Genomic DNA, 20,081 nt, shown 5'->3' on the forward strand with positions numbered 1-20,081 from the left:
CAGCAAGGACAACCCGAAGCCGATTCCGACAAGGAGTGAGCATGCCGTCCCGTAACATCCTGGTAATCAACTGCGGCAGTTCGTCGATCAAGTTCGCCCTGATACGCGAAGGGCAAAAGGAATTCCTCCTGCACGGCCTGGCCGAGCGCCTCGGCTCCAGCGCATCGGTGCTGCACTGGCAGCAGGACGGCCAGAAGGACAGCCAGACGCTGTCCGGCGGCGACCACCGCGCCGCCCTCACCCAACTGCTGCCGCTGGTGGACAAGGCCGCCGGCGGCGAACTGCACGCCATCGGCCATCGCGTGGTGCACGGCGGCGAGCGCTTCAACCATTCCTGCCGGATCGACGCCGAGGTGCTCCAGGCGATCCGCGATACCTCTCCGCTGGCGCCGCTGCACAACCCGCCGAACCTGCTCGGCATCGAGGCGGCCATGGCGATCTACCCGGCGCTGCCGCACATCGCGGTGTTCGATACGGCCTTCCACCAGAGCCTGCCCGAGTACGCCTACCGTTACGCCCTGCCGGAAAGCCTGTACCGCGAGCAGCACGTGCGCCGCTACGGTTTCCACGGAACCAGCCACCGCTACGTCAGCCATGAGGCGGCGGGAATGACCGGCCTCGCCGTGGACGACAGCAACTGGCTGTCGGCGCACCTCGGCAACGGCAGCTCCACCTGCGCCATCGTCAACGGCCAGAGCCGCGACACCAGCATGGGCCTGACGCCGCTGGAAGGCCTGGTGATGGGCACCCGCAGCGGTGACGTCGATCCGAACCTGCACAGCCACCTGGTGCGCACCCTCGGCTGGAGCCTGGAAAAGATCGACCACATGCTCAACCACGAGAGCGGCCTGCTCGGCCTCTCCGGCCTGTCCAACGACATGCGCACCCTGGAACAGGCCCGCGAACAGGGCCACCCCGGCGCGTCGCTGGCCATCGAGGTGTTCTGCTACCGCCTGGCCAAGTCGCTGGCCGCACTGGGCTGCGCCCTGCCCCGCCTGGACGGCGTGATCTTCACCGGCGGCATCGGCGAGAACTCGCCGCTGGTGCGCAACAAGACCGTGGCGCACCTGCACCTGCTCAACCTGGCGCTCGACAGCGAAGCCAACGCCCGCTGCGTGCGCGGCGTCGGCGGGCCAATCCATGCGCAGGGCCACCCGCGGGTGCTGGTGATCCCGACCAACGAGGAATTGCAGATCGCTATCGACACGCTGGCCATACTGCACTGAATATTCCGCGCTCGCCCCACAAGGGCGAGTGTCGAACCGAACGGCTTAAGGAGCCCGGATGCATACCTTCTTCATCGCACCGACCGGATTTGGCGTCGGCCTCACTTCCACCAGCCTTGGCCTGATCCGCGCCCTGCAGCGCGCCGGCCTGAAGGTCGGCTTCTACAAGCCGATCGCCCAGCCGCACCAGGGCGACGAAGGCCCGGAGCGCTCCAGCGAACTGGTCGCCCGCACCCACGGCCTGAATGCGCCGCTGCCGCTGTCGCTGACCAAGGTCGAGCGCATGCTCGGCGAAGGCCAGCTCGACGAACTGCTGGAGGAAATCATCCACCACTTCCAGCAGGCCGCCGAAGACAAGGACGTGATGATCGTCGAGGGCATGGTGCCGACCCCGCAGGTCAGCTATGCCGCGCGGATCAACTCACACATGGCGAAGAGCTTCGACTCGGAAGTGATCCTGGTTTCCGCGCCGGAAAGCGAGACCATCTCCGAACTGTCCGACCGCATCGAAATCCTCGCCCACCTGTTCGGCGGGCCGCGCGATCCGAAGCTGCTCGGGGTGATCGTCAACAAGGTCCGCGTCAGCGACGCCGACGGCCAGCCGCTGGACAGCGAAGCCGCCGCCGAACACTTCGCCCAGCGCTTGCAGGAACATTCGCCGCTGCTGCGCGATGGCGACTTCCGCCTGCTCGGCTGCATTCCCTGGCAGGACGAACTGAACGCCCCGCGCACCCGCGACGTCGCCGACCTGCTCGGCGCCCGCGTGCTGAATGCCGGCGACTACGAACAGCGGCGGGTGCAGAAGATCATCCTCTGCGCACCCTCGGCGCCGAACACCGCGCACCTGCTCAAACCCGGCGTTCTGGTGGTGGTCCCCGGCGACCGCTACGACATCATCCTCGCCGCCAGCCTGGCGGCCATGAACGGCGTGCCGCTGGCCGGCCTGCTGCTGTGCAGCGACCTGATGCCCGACCCGCGGGTCATGGAACTCTGCCGCAGCGCCTTCCAGGGTGGGCTGCCGGTGCTGATGGTCGGCAGCGGCTCGTTCGAAACCGCCGGCAACCTCAACCGCATGAACAAGGAAATCCCGGTGGACGACCGCGAGCGCGCGGAACGGGTCACCGAGTACGTCGCCGGGCACATCGACTTCGAATGGCTCAAGCAGCGCTGTGGCGAACCCAGGGAACTGCGCCTGTCGCCGCCGGTATTCCGCTACCTGCTGACCCAGCGCGCGAGCAAGGCCGGCAAGCGCATCGTCCTGCCGGAAGGCAGCGAGCCACGCACCGTGCAGGCGGCGGCGATCTGCCATGCGCGCGGCATCGCCCGCTGCGTGCTGCTGGCCAAGCAGGAGGACGTGCAGGCGGTAGCGCAGATGCTCGGCATCGTGCTGCCGGAAGACCTGGAAATCGTCGATCCCGATCTTGTGCGCGGCCGCTACGTCGAGCCGATGGTCGCCCAGCGCAAGGGCAAGAACCTCAACGCGCCGATGGCCGAGCAGCAACTGGAAGACAACGTGGTGCTCGGCACCATGATGCTCGCCCTAGACGAGGTGGACGGGCTGGTTTCCGGCGCCATCCACACCACCGCCAACACCATCCGCCCGGCCCTGCAGCTGATCAAGACCGCGCCGGGCTACAACCTGGTGTCGTCGGTGTTCTTCATGCTGCTGCCGGACCAGGTGGTGGTCTACGGCGACTGCGCGGTGAACCCCGATCCGTCGGCCGGCGACCTGGCCGACATCGCCATCCAGAGCGCCGACTCCGCCCTGGCCTTCGGCATTCCGCCGCGGGTGGCGATGATCAGCTACTCCACCGGCGAATCCGGAACCGGCGCAGATGTCGAGAAAGTGCGGGAAGCGACGCGCATCGCGCGGGAAAAACGCCCCGATCTGTTGATCGATGGGCCCTTGCAGTATGATGCCGCCGCCATCGCCAGCGTAGGCCGGCAGAAGGCCCCGGACAGCCTGGTGGCCGGACGCGCCACGGTGTTCGTGTTCCCCGACCTGAACACCGGCAACACCACCTACAAGGCGGTGCAGCGCAGCGCCGACTGCATCAGCATCGGCCCCATGCTGCAGGGTTTGCGCAAACCGGTGAACGACCTGTCGCGCGGCGCGCTGGTGGACGACATCGTCTATACCATCGCACTGACGGCGATCCAGGCAGACAGCGTCAGGGAAGACAAGGGCTGACCGCCCCGCACGAGGACGTGCCAGAACCACGCGCCCGGCCCGTCCGGGCGCTCATGTACAAGGACATCCCCGATGTTGAGCTTTCTTCCTCCCGCCGTTCGCGGCGTACTGGCCAGTCTGCTGCTGTTCTGCAGCACCCTGTTCTGGGCCGCGCTGCTGTTCGGCATGACGCTGGTCAAGATCCTCCTGCCGTTCGCGGCGGCGCAGAGCCTGTGCGGCAGGATCATGAGCCTGATCGCCGAGGGCTGGATCGGCTGCAACAAGTTCTGGATGAACCTGGTCCAGGACACGCGCTGGAACGTCCAGGGCATCCAGGGCCTGCACTACGACCACTCCTATCTGGTGACCAGCAACCACCAGAGCTGGGTCGATATCCTGGTGCTGCAATACCAGCTCAACCGGCGCCTGCCGCTGCTGCGATTCTTCCTCAAGCAGGAACTGATCTGGGTGCCCATCATCGGCCTGTGCTGGTGGGCGCTGGATTTCCCCTTCATGAAGCGCTACAGCAAGGCCTACCTGGCGAAGTATCCGGAAAAGAAAGGCCAGGACCTGGCGACCACGCGCAAAGCCTGCGCACGCTTCAGCCGCATCAAGGTGGCGGTGTTCAACTTCCTCGAAGGCACCCGCTTCACCCGCGCCAAGCACGACCAGCAGCAGTCGCCCTTCCAGTACCTGCTCAAGCCCAAGGCCGGCGGCATCGCCTTCGTCCTCGACGCCATGGGCGAGCAATTGCGCACGCTGGTGAATGTCACCATCCACTATCCCGACGGCAGCCCGACCTTCTGGTGCCTGCTGTCCGGCAAGCTGAAGAACGTGGTGGTGCGCTTCGAAGAACTGGAAATCCCCCGCCAGTTCCTCGGCAGGAGCTACGACCAGGACGAAGCCTATCGCGCGGAATTCCAGCAGTGGGTCAACCAGCTGTGGGAGCGCAAGGACCAGTTGCTGGCCCAGCTGCACCGCGAGTTTCCCGCCGGCGCGCGGGTCTGAGGTGTGGGTTGGCGGGTTTCACCCGCCCTACCTGTCTCATCCCGTAGGGCGGGTGCAACCCGCCACATCGGAAAACGAAGAAACCCGCCAATCGGCGGGTTTCTTCGCTATTGCACCGGCTTATTACTGCACGGTGCTGGTAGCGCCCTGGGCACCCGGCAGGGCACGCAGGTTCACTTCGACGCGGCGGTTCTGCGCGCGGCCGTCGGCGGTGCCGTTGGAGGCGACCGGCTGGTCCGGGCCCATGCCGCGGGTGCTCACGCGGCCGCCATCGACGCCCTGGGACGTCAGGTAGGTGGCGACGCTCTGCGCGCGACGCTGCGACAGGTCCATGTTGTGCTGGCGGCTGCCGGTGCTGTCGGTGTAGCCGATGATCTCGATGCTGTTCTGGTTGAACTGCTTGAAGGAGTTCGCCAGGTTGTTCAGCGGGGTATAGAAGGACGGCGCGATGTTGGCCGAGTCGGTGGCGAAGGTGATGTTGCCCGGCATGATCAGCTTGATGTCATCGCCCTGGCGCTCGACCTGTACGCCGGTGCCTTCCATCTGGCGACGCAGCTCGGCTTCCTGCTTGTCGGCGTAGTAGCCGTAGCCGGCAGCGGCGGCGCCGACGGCAGCGGCGCCGATCAGTGCGCCCTTGCCACGGTTGTTGTGATCGATGGCCGCACCGGCGACGGCGCCGGCCAGCGCACCCAGCGCACCGTACTTGGCGGTCTTGCTGACGCCGCCCTCGGCCGGGGCCTGGGTGTTGGGATCATAAGGATTCTGCGAAGCGCAACCGGCCATGAGAGCGAAAGCGGTAATGGCCGCGACCATGGACAGACGACGTGCGGTAAACATGAAGGAAGACTCCTCGGGTGACGATATGCCCTGCTGGGCAGCGGTGCTTAGACCATCGGTCGGAGGAAAGTTTCCTCCGCCCGATGCAAAAGGCCATCAGGCCCTGATGAAGGGATTCTCGCGCATTTCATCGCCCAGGCAAGTCTCCGGGCCGTGGCCGGTGACGACCGTCGCGTCCTCGTCCAGCGTATAAAGACGCTGCTTGATCGAACGCTCGATGGTGGCGTAGTCGCCGCCCCACAGGTCGGTGCGGCCGATGCTGCGGAAGAACAGCGTGTCGCCGGCGATCAGCAGCTTCGCCTCGGGGAACCAGAAGCTCATCGAGCCGGGCGTGTGCCCCGGCGTGTGCAGCGCCACGCCGCAGCCGCAGGCCAGTTCCTCGTCGTCCTGCAGCCACTGGTCCGGCGCCGGCACCGGGTTGTACGGCACGCCGAACATGCCGCACTGCATTTCCAGGCTGTCCCAGAGGAACTGGTCGTCCTTGTGCAGGTGCAGGCTGGCGCCGGTGCGCTTCTTCATCTCGCCGGAAGCGAGGAAATGATCGAGGTGCGCGTGTGTGTGGATGATGCTGACCAGCTTCAGCCCGTGCGCCTCCAGCCTCGCCATGATCAGCTCGGGATTGCCACCCGGGTCGACGACGATGGCCTTCTTCGTCACCGGGTCGCCGATGATCGTGCAGTTGCACTGCAGGGGGCCGACGGGGAAGGTTTCTCGGATGATGGCGGGCTTCTCGGCTTGCATGGCGATACCTGATCGGATGGATGACGCATTTTCGCGCAAATGCGCCGGCCATGGCGACCACTCGACAGCCTCGCCCCGATTCAGGGCGGATCACCCGCAGCCTTTTCCTCGCCGATTGCCTCCGTCCTGCACGCTGCGGACCGGCTGAATGTCCACACGAAGAGAAGGCTAATCACTACCGCTCGTCCGCCTGCAGCGGCGTGGCGAAGAAAATTTTCCCGTCCGCCGAACGCCGGATCGGGCCGGAAACATCCCGAAAAACTGTCCGTTCTGTAATCCATTGGCCACTGCAGGCGTAGCGCCATTATCTGCATTTCACAATTGCAAGTTGCAATGAAACGCTCCGCCCAACAAATGAAAATCTGTTTCGGCGGATGAATCGGTTGAATTTCAGCCAGAAATTTAAATGAACTTTTTGCGACGTTGCAGTTTGCATGGACAGCAATGAAATGCCGAAGCGCCATCAATCCGGCATCAATTACTGGCAATCGGGCAGTGCCCTGCCCCGATACCGTTGAACTGTTCGAAGGAACTAACTCCGAATTTGCCAAATCCTATTTGCGCAACGGCCGTCAACTTTCACCCGACGCCCTCCCGGAGCTTCGGGCACGGCCTGACTGCGCATCGATGCGCAAAGGTAAAATTCGCAAATTCAACAGGTTACAGATGATCGAATAGTCATCGAACCAAACTGGAGCACTGCAGGTCGGACTTCGCACCAACATTGAAATCCGCCTGAAACATAACAGGGCAAGTATTAGAAGCTTTGCCCGAAGTTTGTGCTCTGAAGTTTAGCAGTACTTCTCACACCTGCCAGAAGGAATCAGGAAAACACTTTAAAGAGTGTTTCCCAGGCTATTCCTTCGCAATGAAAACGGCTCTAAAGGCCAACTTTAAACAGCTCGATAATTGCACGAGGTGAATGCGATGCGTATCAGCATCTTTGGTCTTGGCTACGTCGGCGCGGTATGTGCCGGCTGCCTTTCTGCACGCGGTCACGAAGTTGTCGGCGTGGATGTTTCCACTACCAAGATCGACCTTATCAACCGGGGCAAATCGCCCATCGTCGAGCCGGGTCTGGAAGAACTTCTGCAGAAGGGCATCCAGTCGGGACGTCTGTCCGGCACCACCGACTTCAAGCAGGCGGTGCTGGATACCGAGGTGTCGTTCATCTGCGTCGGCACGCCGAGCAAGAAGAACGGCGACCTCGACCTTGGCTACATCGAGACGGTCTGCCGCGAGATCGGCTACGCCATCCGCGAGAAAGGCGCTCGCCACACCGTGGTGGTGCGCAGCACGGTATTGCCGGGCACGGTGAAGGACGTGGTGATCCCGCTGATCGAGGACTGCTCGGGCAAGAAGGCCGGCAGCGACTTCGGCGTCGGCAACAACCCGGAATTCCTCCGCGAATCCACCGCGATCAAGGACTACGACTTCCCGCCGATGACCGTGATCGGCGAACTGGACGCGCAGACCGGCGACCTGCTGGAAGAGATCTACCGCGAACTGGACGCGCCGATCATCCGCAAGTCGGTCGAAGTCGCCGAGATGATCAAGTACACCTGCAACGTCTGGCACGCGGCCAAGGTCACCTTCGCCAACGAGATCGGCAACATCGCCAAGGCGGTCGGCGTCGATGGCCGCGAGGTGATGGACGTGATCTGCCAGGACAACAAGCTGAACCTGTCGCGCTATTACATGAAGCCCGGCTTCGCCTTCGGCGGCTCCTGCCTGCCCAAGGACGTGCGCGCCCTCACCTACCGCGCCAGCCAGCTCGACGTCGAGCACCCGATGCTCGGCTCGCTGATGCGCAGCAACTCCAACCAGGTGCAGAAGGCCTTCGAGATCATCGCCAGCCACGGCACCCGCAAGGTCGGCCTGCTCGGCCTGTCGTTCAAGGCCGGCACCGACGACCTGCGCGAAAGCCCGCTGGTGGAGCTGGCCGAAATGCTCATCGGCAAGGGCTACGACCTGCGCATCTTCGACCGCAACGTGGAGTACGCCCGCGTGCACGGGGCGAACAAGGAATACATCGAGTCGAAGATCCCGCACATCTCCTCGCTGCTGGTTTCCGACCTCGACGAAGTGGTGCGCGCCTCCGACGTGCTGGTGCTGGGCAATGGCGACGAGCTGTTCGTCGACATCGTGAACAGGACGCCGGCGGGCAAGAAGCTGGTCGACCTGATCGGGTTCATGCCGCACACCAGCAACGAGCGGGCGGAAGGGATCTGCTGGTAATCGGTGCCCTGGTGATGGGTATCGCTGCGCCCAACCCATCCTACGACTGGTAACCGGTGCCCTCCCTGTAGGAGCGGGCCATGCCCGCGACTCGCGAATGCCAGAGCGTTCGCGGACATGGTCCGCTCCTACGACTGACGGCGGGGCGAATTTCTGTAGGAGCGAGCTCTGCTCGCGAAGCTTTTGCGCTGCTGGCGTTCGCGAGCAGAGCTCGCTCCTACAAAAAGCGCCCTCGGCTGCAAGACAGTTGTTCCCACGTGACGGATCTGAACATGGACACATACAAGCGAATCCTCGGCGAAGCCACCGGCTGGCTGGCGATGATCAGCCTGCTGATGCTGCTTGCGCTGATGGTGCCGAAGACGGTGTTCGACGCCGACTCCAGGGACTTCCTGCTGCTCATCGGCGCCGTCGGCATCTGGCGCTATTCGATGGGCGGCCTGCACTTCCTGCGCGGGATGCTGTTCCTCCATGTGGTCTACCCGCATTACCGCCGCCGCGTGCGCAAGCTCGGCTCGGCGGCCGATCCATCCCAGGTATTCCTGATGGTCACCAGCTTCCGCATCGACGCCATGACCACCTCGATGGTCTACCGCTCGGTGATCAGGGAGGCCATCGACTGCGGCTTCCCCACCACCGTGGTGTGCTCCATCGTCGAGATGTCCGACGAGGTGCTGATCAAGCAGCAGTGGCAGAAGCTCAACCCGCCGGAGCATGTGCAGCTCGACTTCGTGCGCATCCCCGGCACCGGCAAGCGTGACGGCCTGGCCCACGGTTTCCGCGCCATCTCCCGCCACCTGCCGGACGAAGACGCGGTGGTCGCGGTGATCGACGGCGACACCGTCCTGCAGCAGGGCGTGGTCCGCAAGACCGTGCCGTGGTTCAAGCTGTTCCCCAACGTCGGCGGCCTGACCACCAACGAGTTCTGCGAAGTGCGCGGCGGCTACATCATGAGCGAGTGGCACAAGCTGCGCTTCGCCCAGCGCCACATCAACATGTGCTCGATGGCCCTGAGCAAGCGCGTGCTGACCATGACCGGGCGCATGTCGGTGTTCCGCGCCCAGGTGGTGACCAACCCCGACTTCATCACCGACGTCGAGAGCGACCACCTCGATCACTGGCGCCTCGGCCGCTTCCAGTTCCTCACCGGCGACGACAAGTCCAGCTGGTACAGCCTGATGCGCCTGGGCTACGACACCTTCTACGTGCCCGATGCGGCCATCGACACGGTGGAGCACCCGCCGGAGAAGAGTTTCATCAAGGCCAGCCGCAAGCTGATGTTCCGCTGGTACGGCAACAACCTGCGGCAGAACTCCCGCGCCCTCGCCCTCGGCCCGCAACGCCTGGGCTGGTTCACCAGCGTGGTGCTGTTCGACCAGCGCGTGTCGATGTGGACCTGCCTGCTCGGCCTCGCCGCGTCGATCATCGCCAGCATCAAGTACAGCATCGTGTTCCTGCTGATCTACCTGCTGTGGATCGGCATCACCCGCCTGGTGCTGACCCTGCTGCTGTCGCTGTCCGGCCACCACATCGGACCGGCCTATCCCTTGATCCTCTATTACAACCAGATCGTCGGCGCCCTGGTGAAGATCTACGTGTTCTTCCGCCTCGACCAGCAATCGTGGACCCGCCAGAACACCAAGCTCGACCGCGGCCTGGCCAGCTTCCAGCGCTGGTTCAACACCTGGTCGTCGCGCGCCATGACCTTCTCCGCTGCCAGCGTCTTCGTCGCCGTGCTGATGAGCATCGTGTGACCCCGAACCTGCCGCCCAGCCAAGCCAGATGACAGGAACCCTGACCATGAATACAGCCGTCAACCTCAACGTCGTGCACGAATCCGAAGCCCAGCGCCGCCATGCGCGGGTCAAGCTGCCGGCACGCATCCGCTTCATCGGCAGCCACCGCGAAGGCGTCGATGCGCGACTGATCGACCTTTCCGCCGGCGGCTTCGCCTTCAGCGCCAGCAACGCGCCGATGCAGGTGGGCGAGATGTACCGCGGCAAGCTGCTGTTCCAGATCGACAGCATCAGCTTCTCGCTGGAAGTGGAATTCCAGGTGCGCAACTTCAACCCCGACACCCGCCGCACCGGCTGCGAGTTCCACGGCCTCAAGCCGCGCGACATCGCCGCGCTGCGCTACATGATCACCGCCTTCCTCGCCGGCGAAGTGGTCAGCGTCGGCGACATGCTCAACACCCTGCAACGCGAGAACTTCACCAAGGAGCGCAAGCACGCCGGCGCCGGCGGCATGGGCTTCATCGGCCGGGTGCGCGCGGTGACCCTGAGCACGGCGATCTTCGTGGTCGGCGTCGGCGCCTTCGCCTTCATCCTCAACCAGCTGTACAACCTGTACTTCGTCACCCGCGCCGACTCCGGCGTGGTCAACGTGGTCAGCCAGCAGATCACCATGCCCCGCGAAGGCACGGTGCAGAGCCTGGTGCAGGCCAACGCCGAAGTGACCAAGGGCGCGCCCATCGCCACCTTCTCCGCCAACCTGCTGGACCTGCTCAAGGGCAACCTGAGCGACGAGCAGCTCAATCCGGCGAACATCGAGAAGCTCTTCGGCCGCACCCTCAAGGGCACCCTGACCAGCCCCTGCGACTGCCGGGTGGTCGAGCAGCGCGTCGCCGACGGCCAGTACGCCAACAAGGGCGACGTGATCTTCACCCTCGCCCCGCACGACAGCACCGCCACCGTCGAGGCGCGCTTCCCCTATCGCAATGCCGCGGACCTGGCGCCGGGCACCATCGTCAACTTCCAGGTCGCCGGCGACAGCCAGGTACGCCCGGGCCGCATCGTCCGCACCGCGCCGGTGGACGGCGACCTCGCCTCGGAAATCCGCGTGCAGATCCAGCCCGACGAACCGCTGGACAGCATGTTCGCCGGCCGCCCGGTGGAAGTCAGCATCGGCGGCCTGCCGGGCCGCACCCTGCTGAACAAGGCGATGGCCCTGGCCACCGCCCGTTGAGAGGACCTGCCATGAGATTCCCGGTCGAACGACTCGCCCTGCCCCTGGCGATCGCGCTGGCCGCCGGTTGTGCCGGCCTGCCGGACGAACGCCTGGCGCAGCAGGCCCTGGAACGCGGCGACGTCGCCACCGCCCAGGCCAACTTCCAGGCACTCGCCACCCTCGGTTACGCCGACTCGCAGATCGGCCTGGCGGAAATCCAGGCCGCCAACGGCGACAGCGCCGCCCAGGCGCGCGCCGAAAAACTCTACCGCGCAGCCGCCGAAACCTCGCCACGCGCCCGCGCGCGGCTGGGCAAATGGCTGGCGGCCAAGCCCGGCGCGACCGATGCCGAGCATCGCGAAGCCGAACAGCTGCTCAGTCGCGCCTTCAACGAGGGCGTGGACAGCGCGCTGGTGCCGCTGATCGTGCTCTACCTGCAATACCCGCAGGCCTGGCCGGAAGTGAATCCGCAGCAGCGCATCGACCAGTGGCGCGCCCAGGGCCTGCCGCAGGCCGATCTTGCGCAGATCGTCCTCTACCGCACCCAGGGCACCTACGACCAGAACCTCGGCGAGATCGAGCAGGTCTGCCAGCGCTGGCTGCGGCGCATGGACGTGTGCTGGATGGAGCTGGCCACCGTGTACCAGATCCAGGGCAACGCCGATAAGCAGAAGGCCCACCTCGACCAGTTGCGCTCCGCCTGGCAGGCCGGCCGCGTGCCGCCCGAGCGCGTCGAGTCGGTGGCCCTGGTGCTGGCCAACAGCGAACTCGGCAATGCCGATCCGCAAGCCGCCCAGGCGCTGCTCACCGAACTGGCGCCGCAGTACCCGGCCGCCTGGGTCAGCCTCGCCCAGTTGCAGTACGACAACCCCGACCTCGGCGACGTCGAGCAGATGCTCGACTACCTGAAAAAAGGCCAGGACGCCGCCCAGCCACGCGCCGACCTGCTGCTCGGACGCCTCTACTACGACGGCAAGTGGATGCCGCAGGACCCTCGGAAGGCCGAGCAGTACCTGCTCAAGGCCGGCGCCAGCGAACCGCAGGCGCACTACTACCTCGGGCAGATCTACCGCCGCGGCTACCTCGGCAAGGTCTACCCGGACAAGGCGCTGGAGCACCTGCTGATCGCCGCCCGCTCCGGCCAGGCCAGCGCCGACATGGCCCTCGCCCATCTGTTCTCGCAGGGCCGCGGCGTGCAGCCGAACCGGGTCAACGCCTACGTTTTCGGCCAGCTCGCCCAGCGCCAGCAAGTGGCGTCCGCCGGCGAACTGATGAGCCAACTGGAACCGCAGCTGTCGCCGGCCGAACGCAGCCAGGCGCAGCAACTGCTCAAGCGTGAAGAGCAGGCCCGCGGCGGCAACTGGCAAGCCACCGCGAGCCTCCTGCAGAACAACCAGGAACAAGAAGCCCTATGAAGTACACCGACCAGATGACCGCCCAGCCCTTCCAGCCGCTCGCCCTGGCCAGCGCCGTGCGCCGCGCCCGCCTGCTGCAAGCCATGCTCGGCGCCGGCCTGACCATCGCCGGAACACTGCTCTCGGCCTCCACCTGGGCCGCCGAGGAAGCGCCGAAGAACTTCGGCCTGGACGTGAAGATCACCGCCGAATCCGAGGACGACCGCGACCTCGGCACCGACCCCGAAGGCGACGTCAACGGCATCGGCCTCGACCTGCGTCCCTGGGCCTTCGGCCAGTGGGGTGACTGGAGCGCCTACACCATGGGCCAGGCGGTGACCGCCACCGACACCATCCAGACCGACACCCTGCAGTCCGACGAGAACGGCAACCGCAGCGACGCCCGCCAGCGCGACGACAGCTACCTCGCCCTGCGCGAGTTCTGGGTCGACTACGCCGGCCTCACCGCCTACCCCGGCGAGCACCTGCGACTCGGCCGCCAGCGCCTGCGCGAGGAAAGCGGCCTGTGGCAGGACACCAACATCGAAGCGCTGAACTGGAGCTTCGACACCACCCTGCTGCGCGCCCACGCCGGCGTCGCCCAGCGCTTCTCCGAGTACCGTACCGACCTCGACGACCTGGCGCCGGAAGACGAGGACCGCACCCACCTGTTCGGCGACATCTCCACGCAGTGGATGCCGCACCACTGGGTCGGCCTGCGCCTGCACCACGCCGACGACAGCGGCAACCTGCCCAATCCGGGCGAGGTGGTCGACGAACTGGACAAGACCTCCACCGGCAAGCTCACCTGGCTGGGCATCGAGGCCAACGGCGACGGCTACGAATACCGCTCGCAGATGCCGCTGAACTACTGGGCCAGCGCCACCTGGCTGACCGGCGACCGCGACCGCCTGACCAGCACCCCGGTCGACGGCGAGCGCATCGCCACCGGCAAGCAGAGCGGCGACGTGAATGCCTACGGCGTCGATCTCGGCCTGCGCTGGAACATCGACGAGCAGTGGAAGGTCGGCGCCGGCTATGCCCGTGGCAGCGGCGGCGGCGATGACGGCGAGGACCAGTTCGAGCAGACCGGCCTGGAGAGCAACCGCTCCAGCTTCACCGGCACCCGCTCGCGCGTGCACCGCTTCGGCGAGGCCTTCCGCGGCGAGCTGAGCAACCTCCAGGACGCCACCCTGTTCGGCTCCTGGCAACTGCGCGACGACTACGACGCCAGCGTCGTGTACCACCGCTTCTGGCGCGTCGATGGCGATTCGGACATCGGCAACAGCGCGATCACCGCGCCGCTGGTCAACGACGACAAGGACATCGGCCAGGAAGTCGACCTGGTGGTGACCCGCTACTTCAAGCACGGCCTGCTGCCGGCCTCGATGAGCCAGGCGATCGACGAACCGTCGGCGCTGGTGCGCTTCCGTGGCGGCCTGTTCAAGCCGGGCGATGCGTACGGCAGCGACGTCGATTCGACCATGCACCACGCCTTCGTCGATTTCATCTGGCGCTTCTGAGGAATCTGTCGATGAGTATCTGGATGAGCTTCCGTGCAGCTGTACCCTCACCCCAACCCTCTCCCGGAGGGAGAGGGGGCAGATCGGCGTCGGGATACATGCCGTGCCAGCCGGCAACTCCAGACAGTCCCCTCTCCCTGAGGGAGAGGGCTAGGGTGAGGGGGGAAAGCCAACACCAAAACGCCCCCCTGGCAACCCTGCTGCTCGGCAGCCTCCTGCTCGCCACCGCACCATCCTGGGCCGCGGAGACGCCTGCCAAACAGCCGGGCATAACCCAGACGCTGAAGGAATCCGGCAACTACACCGTAACCGCCGCACCCGCCGAACCACTGCACCTCGACCCGCCGAAGCTGCCGGACCTGTCCGGCTACACGGCCGAGGCAGTGGAGAAGAAGATCGACCGCAAGCCAGGCAAGGCCACGGTGCAGCGCATGGTCCAGCAGCAGCCGCTGAAGGAATTCACCGGCGGGCAGAACCGTCTCGGCGAGTGGGTCAAGCGCCAGCGGCAGATGCCCCAGGCGATCTTCATCGACGGCGGCTACGTCAACCTCGCCCAGCTCGCCGGCAAGCTGCCGAAGAACGCGCTGGAACAGGTCGAGCCCGGCGTGTTCGTCGCCCGCCTGCCGATCGTGGTCAACCAGGGCGCGACCCTGGATATCGACAAGGGAGTGAAGGAACTGCGCCTGTCCCAGGATCGCGGCGCCTTCCTGGTCAACGACGGCAAGCTCTTTATCCGCGACAGCAAGGTCACCGCCTGGAACGAGGCAAAAAAGGAACCGGCCTGGTACAGGACGCCCAACGAATTCCGCCCGTTCCTGGTGTCCTGGGGCGGCGCCGAGGCCTATCTGGTCAACAGCACCTTCACCAGCTTCGGCTACAACGCCTCGAAGGCCTACGGCATCTCCATCTCGCAGTACAGCCCGGGGATGGACAAGACCATGAAGCGCCCACGGCCGAAAGGCTGGGTGCTCGATTCCACCTTCATCGACGCCTGGTACGGCTTCTACTGCTACGAGGCCGACGACCTGGTGGTGAAGGGCAATACCTACCGCGACAACATCGTCTACGGCATCGACCCGCACGACCGTTCGCACCGGCTGATCATCGCCGGGAACACCGTGCACGGGACGAAGAAGAAGCACGGCATCATCGTTTCCCGCGAGGTGAACGACAGCTGGATCTTCAACAACAAGACCTTCGATAACCACCTTTCCGGAATCGTCCTGGACCGTAATTCCGAACGCAACCTGGTGGCCTACAACGAGGTGTACCGCAACCAGTCGGACGGCATCACCGTCTACGAATCCGGCGACAACCTGATCTACGCCAACCAGGTGCTGGGCAACCGCCGCCACGGCATCCGCGTGCGCAACAGCGTGAACCTGCGCCTGTACGAGAACGTCGCCGCCGGCAACCAGTTGATCGGCGTCTACGGCCACATCAAGGACCTGACCAACACCGACCGCAACATCAACCTCGACCCGTTCGACACCAAGGTTTCCCTGATCGTGGTCGGCGGCAAGCTGATCGGCAACGGCTCCGGCCCGCTCTCGGTGGATTCGCCGCTGTCCCTCGAACTCTACAAGGTGGCGATGCTCGCCCCGACCAAATCCTCCGGCATCAGCCTGCCCGGCATCCTCGGCGAGAAGCAGGACGAGATCCTCGACCTGCTGGTGCGCCAGCAGCGCGCCGTGCTGATCGACCCCGTGGAAAGCCAGGCCGAACTCCAGGACTGAGGACCCAGACGCATGAAAACCCGCACCATCCATATGTTCGGCCTGACCGGCCTTGCCGCCGGCCTGCTGCTGGCCCATGGCAGCGCCAATGCCGCCGACGCGCCGACCTACCAGGTCCAGCCCGCCGCCGGCCTGTGCGCCACCGCCGCCAACGACAGCGCCTACAACACCAAGTACCTGGGCTTCTTCACCCATCTGGTGCCGGCCCAGGACGACTGGCTGTTCCGTACCACCTATGACCTGCGCACCGATTTCGGCACCACGACCGAAGGCTGGAGCTATCTGAAGAAGTTGCGCGACGAGCTGAAGAAGAAAGGCGTCGAGCTGGTGGTGGTCTACCAGCCGACCCGTGGCCTGGTGAACCGCGAGAAACTCAATCCGAAGGAGAAGGCCGCGTTCGACTACGACCTGGCGAAGAAGAACTACCTGGCGACCATCGCCCAGTTCCGCAAGGCCGGTATCTGGACGCCGGACTTCTCGCCGCTGTTCGACGAGAAGCAGGAACACGCCTTCTACTTCAAGGCCGACCACCACTGGACGCCGTATGGCGCGGAGCGCAGCGCGAAGATCGTCGCCGAGACGCTGAAGCGGATCCCGGCCTACGCCGACATTCCGAAGAAGGACTTCGAGAGCAAGCGCGTCGGCCTGTTGTCCAAGCTCGGCACCTTCCACAAGGCCGCCGCGCAACTCTGCGGCAGCAGCTATGCGCCGCAGTACGTCGAGCGCTTCGAGACCGAGCCGGTGGGCGAAAGCGGCGGCGGCGACCTGTTCGGCGACGGCGGCAACCCGCAGGTGGCGCTGGTCGGCACCTCCAACAGCGGCCCGGCCTACAACTTCCCCGGCTTCCTGGAACAGTACGGCAAGGTCGACATCCTCAACAACGCCGTGTCCGGCGGCGGCTTCGACAGCTCGCTGCTGGCCTACATGAGCAGCGATGAGTTCCACAAGAACCCGCCGAAGATCCTCATCTGGGAATTCGCCACGCACTACGACATGGCGCAGAAGAGTTTCTACCGCCAGGCCATGCCGCTGGTGGGCAACGGCTGCGCCGACGGCAAGCCGGTGCTCAGCCGCAAGGTCAAGCTGCACGCCGGGCGCACCGAGGTGCTGCTGAACAGCGGCGCGCTGCCGATCCGCTCGGGCAGCTACACCGCCGACATCACCTACAGCGATCCGTCCGTGCACGAACTGAAGAGCACCGTCTGGTACATGAACGGCCGCCGCGAACAGCTGAAGCTCGAACAGTCCTCGGCGGTGGATACCGGTGGCCGCTACGTCTTCCAGCTGCGCAAGGACGAGGACTGGGCCGACCAGCAGTTCCTCTCGATGGAAATCGAAGCGCCCGAAGAGATGCCCGCCGGCCTGGAAGTCGAGGCCCGGCTCTGCCAGACGCCGAACGCAAGGGCCACTGCCGAAGTGGCCAAGAGGTAAGCACCCATGAAACGCAAATCGAACCTGTCGAAGCTGGCGAGCGGCGCCCTTTCCATCGCCATCCTCAGCACCCTCTACGGCCAGAGCAGCGAAGCCGCCGACCTGCTGCCGCCGCCCGGCTACTTCGCCGCCGCGGCCACGCAGAAGGCCGGCTCCGGCAAGTGCCCGGCGATGCCCCGGCCCTATACCGGAACCCTGGTGTTCACCAGCAAGTACGAGGGCTCCGACTCCTCGCGCTCCCAGCTCAACCCGGCGGCGGAGAAGAAATTCCGCGCGCAGATCGCCGACATCACCGAGATGGAGCGCGGCACCGCCAAACTGATCACCGAGTACATGCGCAGCGGCGACAAGAGCGACCTCGACTGCGCCATCGACTGGCTGTCGGCCTGGGCCAAGGCCGGCGCGCTGGAAAGCACCGCCTTCAACCACACCGGCAAGTCCATGCGCAAATGGGCGCTGGGCAGCATGTCCTCGTCCTGGCTGCGCCTGAAGTTCTCCAGCAGCCGCCCGCTGTCGGCTTATCCACAGCAGGCGCGGAACATCGAGAACTGGTTCGGCCGCCTCGGCAGCCAGGTGGTCAGCGACTGGAGCAACCTGCCGCTGAAGCAGATCAACAACCACTCCTACTGGGCGGCGTGGTCGGTGATGTCCACCGCCGTGGTGACCAACCGCCGCGACCTGTTCGACTGGTCGGTGAAGGAGTTCAAGGTCGCCGCCAACCAGGTCGACCAGAACGGCTTCCTGCCCAACGAACTGAAGCGCGGCAAGCGCGCCCTCTCCTACCACAACTACTCGCTGCCGCCGCTGACGATGATCGCCGCTTTCGCCCAGGCCAACGGCGTCGACCTGCGCAAGGAAAACGACGGCGCCCTGGAGCGCCTGGCCAACCGCGTGATGAAGGGTGTCGACGACCAGGAAACCTTCCAGGAGAAGACCGGCAAGAGCCAGAACATGAGCGACCTGCGCGAAGACAGCAAGTTCGCCTGGCTGGAGCCGTACTGCGTGCTCTACCAGTGCACGGCGAAGACCCGCGAATGGAAGAAGGACATGCAGCCGTTCAACAGCTACCGGCTGGGGGGCGAGGTGACGAAGGTGTTCGGGGGCAAAACGTAGGTTGGGCTGAGGAACGAAGCCCAACGATGGTTGCCGGCAACACGGATGTTGGGCTTCGCAAGCTCAGCGCCAACCTACGACGGCGTCACTCCCGACCCACGCATACAGACGCGGGCGGGCGCAACACCACTTTGAGCAACACCGGGGAGGAACTGGCGGATCGCACCGTCCGTTCCCTGCGAACGGACGAGACCGATCTGAACGATTGAAGCTCCAAAGAGAGACGTGGAATGGTCTTTTCCTCCAACGTATTCCTGTTCCTGTTCCTGCCGATCTTCCTCGGCATGTACTACCTGAGCGGGAACCGTTACCGAAACCTGTTGCTGCTGCTCGCCAGCTACATCTTCTATGCCTGGTGGCGGGTGGACTTCCTCGCGCTGTTCGCCGGGGTGACGCTGTTCAACTACTGGATCGGCCTGCGCATCGGCGCGGCCGGCGTGCGCACCCTCGCGGCGAAACGCTGGCTGATCCTCGGCGTGGTGGTCGACCTCTGCGTGCTCGGCTACTTCAAGTACGCCAACTTCGGCGTCGACAGCCTCAACGAGATCATCACCTCGTTCGGCATGCAGCCGTTCGTGATCACCCACATCCTGCTGCCGATCGGCATCTCCTTCTACACCTTCGAATCGATCAGCTACATCATCGACGTGTACCGCGGCGATACTCCGGCCACCCGCAACCTGATCGACTTCGCGGCGTTCGTGGCAATCTTCCCGCACCTGATCGCCGGCCCGGTGCTGCGCTTCCGCGACCTGGTGGACCAGTTCAACCACCGCACCCACACCGTCGACAAGTTCGCCGAAGGCTGCACCCGCTTCATGCAGGGCTTCGTCAAGAAGGTGTTCATCGCCGACACCCTGGCGGCGGTCGCCGACCACTGCTTCGCCCTGCAGAACCCCAGCACCGGCGACGCCTGGCTCGGCGCGCTGGCCTACACCGCGCAGCTCTACTTCGACTTCTCCGGCTACAGCGACATGGCCATCGGCCTCGGCCTGATGATGGGCTTCCGCTTCATGGAGAACTTCAACCAGCCCTATATCAGCCAGTCGATCACCGAGTTCTGGCGGCGCTGGCATATCAGCCTGTCCAACTGGCTGCGCGACTACCTGTACATCAGCCTCGGCGGCAACCGCGGCACGGCGTTCCAGACCTACCGCAACCTGTTCCTCACCATGCTGCTCGGCGGCCTGTGGCACGGCGCCAACTTCACCTACATCATCTGGGGCGCCTGGCACGGCGCGATCCTCGCCATCGAGCGCCTGCTCGGGGTGAACGCCGCCACCCGCGTGTTCAACCCGCTGAAATGGGCGCTGACCTTCCTGCTGGTGGTGATCGGCTGGGTGATCTTCCGCGCCGAGAACCTGCATGTGGCCTGGCGCATGTACGAGGCGATGTTCAGCTTCGGCGACTGGCAGCTCTCCGAACTCAACCGCGCCAGCCTCACCGGCCTGCAGGTCGGCACCCTGATCGTCGCCTACGTGGTGCTGGCGGTATTCGGCCTGCGCCAGTTCTACAGCCAGCCGCTGGGCGAGAAGGCCAGCAAGGCCGAAGCCGCCGCGCCGGTGGTCGTCACCACCAGCGGCGGCGCCCTCGCCCTGGCGCCCGTGCTGGCGATGCGCGCCGCGCTGCTCCTGCTGTTCGCCGCCTCGGTGCTGAAGCTCTCGGCGCAGAGCTACTCGCCCTTCCTCTACTTCCAGTTCTGAGCGAGGACGACG

At 65.2% G+C, this 20,081-nt stretch carries 15 protein-coding genes; 12 read left to right on the forward strand and 3 right to left on the reverse strand.

From position 1 onward, the window contains the following. The first annotated feature begins 41 nt into the window (after positions 1-41). The 3 genes from JFY56_RS06375 (at position 42) to JFY56_RS06385 (ending at position 4,404) form a co-directional block, all read left to right on the forward strand. Positions 42-1,226, forward strand: coding sequence for an acetate kinase (locus JFY56_RS06375; RefSeq protein WP_208312691.1), 1,185 nt, complete (start codon positions 42-44; stop codon positions 1,224-1,226). A gap of 58 nt (positions 1,227-1,284) precedes the next feature. After that, positions 1,285-3,417 carry a phosphate acetyltransferase gene (gene pta, locus JFY56_RS06380; RefSeq protein WP_208312692.1) on the forward strand — a complete coding sequence of 711 codons (2,133 nt, stop codon included), beginning with the start codon at positions 1,285-1,287 and terminating at the stop codon, positions 3,415-3,417. A 72-nt stretch (positions 3,418-3,489) separates the two neighbouring features. Further along, on the forward strand, positions 3,490-4,404 hold the full coding sequence (locus tag JFY56_RS06385; protein WP_208312693.1) for an acyltransferase: 915 nt from the start codon (positions 3,490-3,492) through the stop codon (positions 4,402-4,404). 123 nt (positions 4,405-4,527) lie between these two features. Here JFY56_RS06385 and JFY56_RS06390 read toward each other — a convergent pair whose 3' ends face one another. From JFY56_RS06390 to JFY56_RS06400, 3 genes are all read right to left on the reverse strand, one after another. Then, a complete protein-coding gene (locus tag JFY56_RS06390; RefSeq protein ID WP_208312694.1) occupies positions 4,528-5,241 on the reverse strand; it encodes an OmpA family protein in 714 nt (237 codons plus the stop codon). A 96-nt stretch (positions 5,242-5,337) separates the two neighbouring features. After that, positions 5,338-5,982, reverse strand: coding sequence for an MBL fold metallo-hydrolase (locus tag JFY56_RS06395; RefSeq protein ID WP_208312695.1), 645 nt, complete (start codon positions 5,980-5,982; stop codon positions 5,338-5,340). 80 nt (positions 5,983-6,062) lie between these two features. Further along, positions 6,063-6,470 carry a hypothetical protein gene (locus JFY56_RS06400; RefSeq protein ID WP_208312696.1) on the reverse strand — a complete coding sequence of 136 codons (408 nt, stop codon included), beginning with the start codon at positions 6,468-6,470 and terminating at the stop codon, positions 6,063-6,065. 439 nt (positions 6,471-6,909) lie between these two features. On the opposite strand from JFY56_RS06400, the gene algD reads away from it, so the two are divergent. The 9 genes from algD (at position 6,910) to JFY56_RS06445 (ending at position 20,069) form a co-directional block, all read left to right on the forward strand. Next, positions 6,910-8,220 carry a GDP-mannose 6-dehydrogenase gene (gene algD / locus JFY56_RS06405; protein WP_208312697.1) on the forward strand — a complete coding sequence of 437 codons (1,311 nt, stop codon included), beginning with the start codon at positions 6,910-6,912 and terminating at the stop codon, positions 8,218-8,220. 272 nt (positions 8,221-8,492) lie between these two features. Further along, on the forward strand, positions 8,493-9,974 hold the full coding sequence (gene alg8 / locus JFY56_RS06410) for a mannuronan synthase (protein ID WP_208312698.1): 1,482 nt from the start codon (positions 8,493-8,495) through the stop codon (positions 9,972-9,974). Positions 9,975-10,020: 46 nt separating this feature from the next. Then, the gene (locus JFY56_RS06415; protein WP_208312699.1) at positions 10,021-11,187 is read left to right on the forward strand and encodes an alginate biosynthesis protein Alg44; all 1,167 of its coding nucleotides are present in this window, start codon (positions 10,021-10,023) and stop codon (positions 11,185-11,187) included. Between the two features lie 11 nt (positions 11,188-11,198). After that, entirely contained in the window at positions 11,199-12,584 is a 1,386-nt protein-coding gene (gene algK, locus JFY56_RS06420; RefSeq protein ID WP_208312700.1) for an alginate biosynthesis TPR repeat lipoprotein AlgK, read from the forward strand. A gap of 83 nt (positions 12,585-12,667) precedes the next feature. Further along, positions 12,668-14,086: an alginate export family protein gene (locus JFY56_RS06425; protein ID WP_208313217.1), complete on the forward strand. Its 1,419-nt coding sequence runs from the start codon at positions 12,668-12,670 to the stop codon at positions 14,084-14,086. A gap of 98 nt (positions 14,087-14,184) precedes the next feature. Beyond that, on the forward strand, positions 14,185-15,822 hold the full coding sequence (gene algG / locus JFY56_RS06430) for a mannuronan 5-epimerase AlgG (RefSeq protein ID WP_208312701.1): 1,638 nt from the start codon (positions 14,185-14,187) through the stop codon (positions 15,820-15,822). 12 nt (positions 15,823-15,834) lie between these two features. Further along, complete coding sequence (locus tag JFY56_RS06435) at positions 15,835-17,253, forward strand: alginate O-acetyltransferase (protein ID WP_208312702.1); 1,419 nt, start codon at positions 15,835-15,837, stop codon at positions 17,251-17,253. A 6-nt stretch (positions 17,254-17,259) separates the two neighbouring features. Beyond that, entirely contained in the window at positions 17,260-18,366 is a 1,107-nt protein-coding gene (locus JFY56_RS06440; protein WP_208312703.1) for a mannuronate-specific alginate lyase, read from the forward strand. Positions 18,367-18,596: 230 nt separating this feature from the next. After that, a complete protein-coding gene (locus JFY56_RS06445) occupies positions 18,597-20,069 on the forward strand; it encodes an MBOAT family O-acyltransferase (RefSeq protein WP_208312704.1) in 1,473 nt (490 codons plus the stop codon). Positions 20,070-20,081 lie beyond the last annotated feature (12 nt).

Origin of the sequence: Pseudomonas schmalbachii (genome assembly GCF_017589465.1) — a bacterium.
Taxonomy (GTDB): domain Bacteria; phylum Pseudomonadota; class Gammaproteobacteria; order Pseudomonadales; family Pseudomonadaceae; genus Pseudomonas; species Pseudomonas schmalbachii.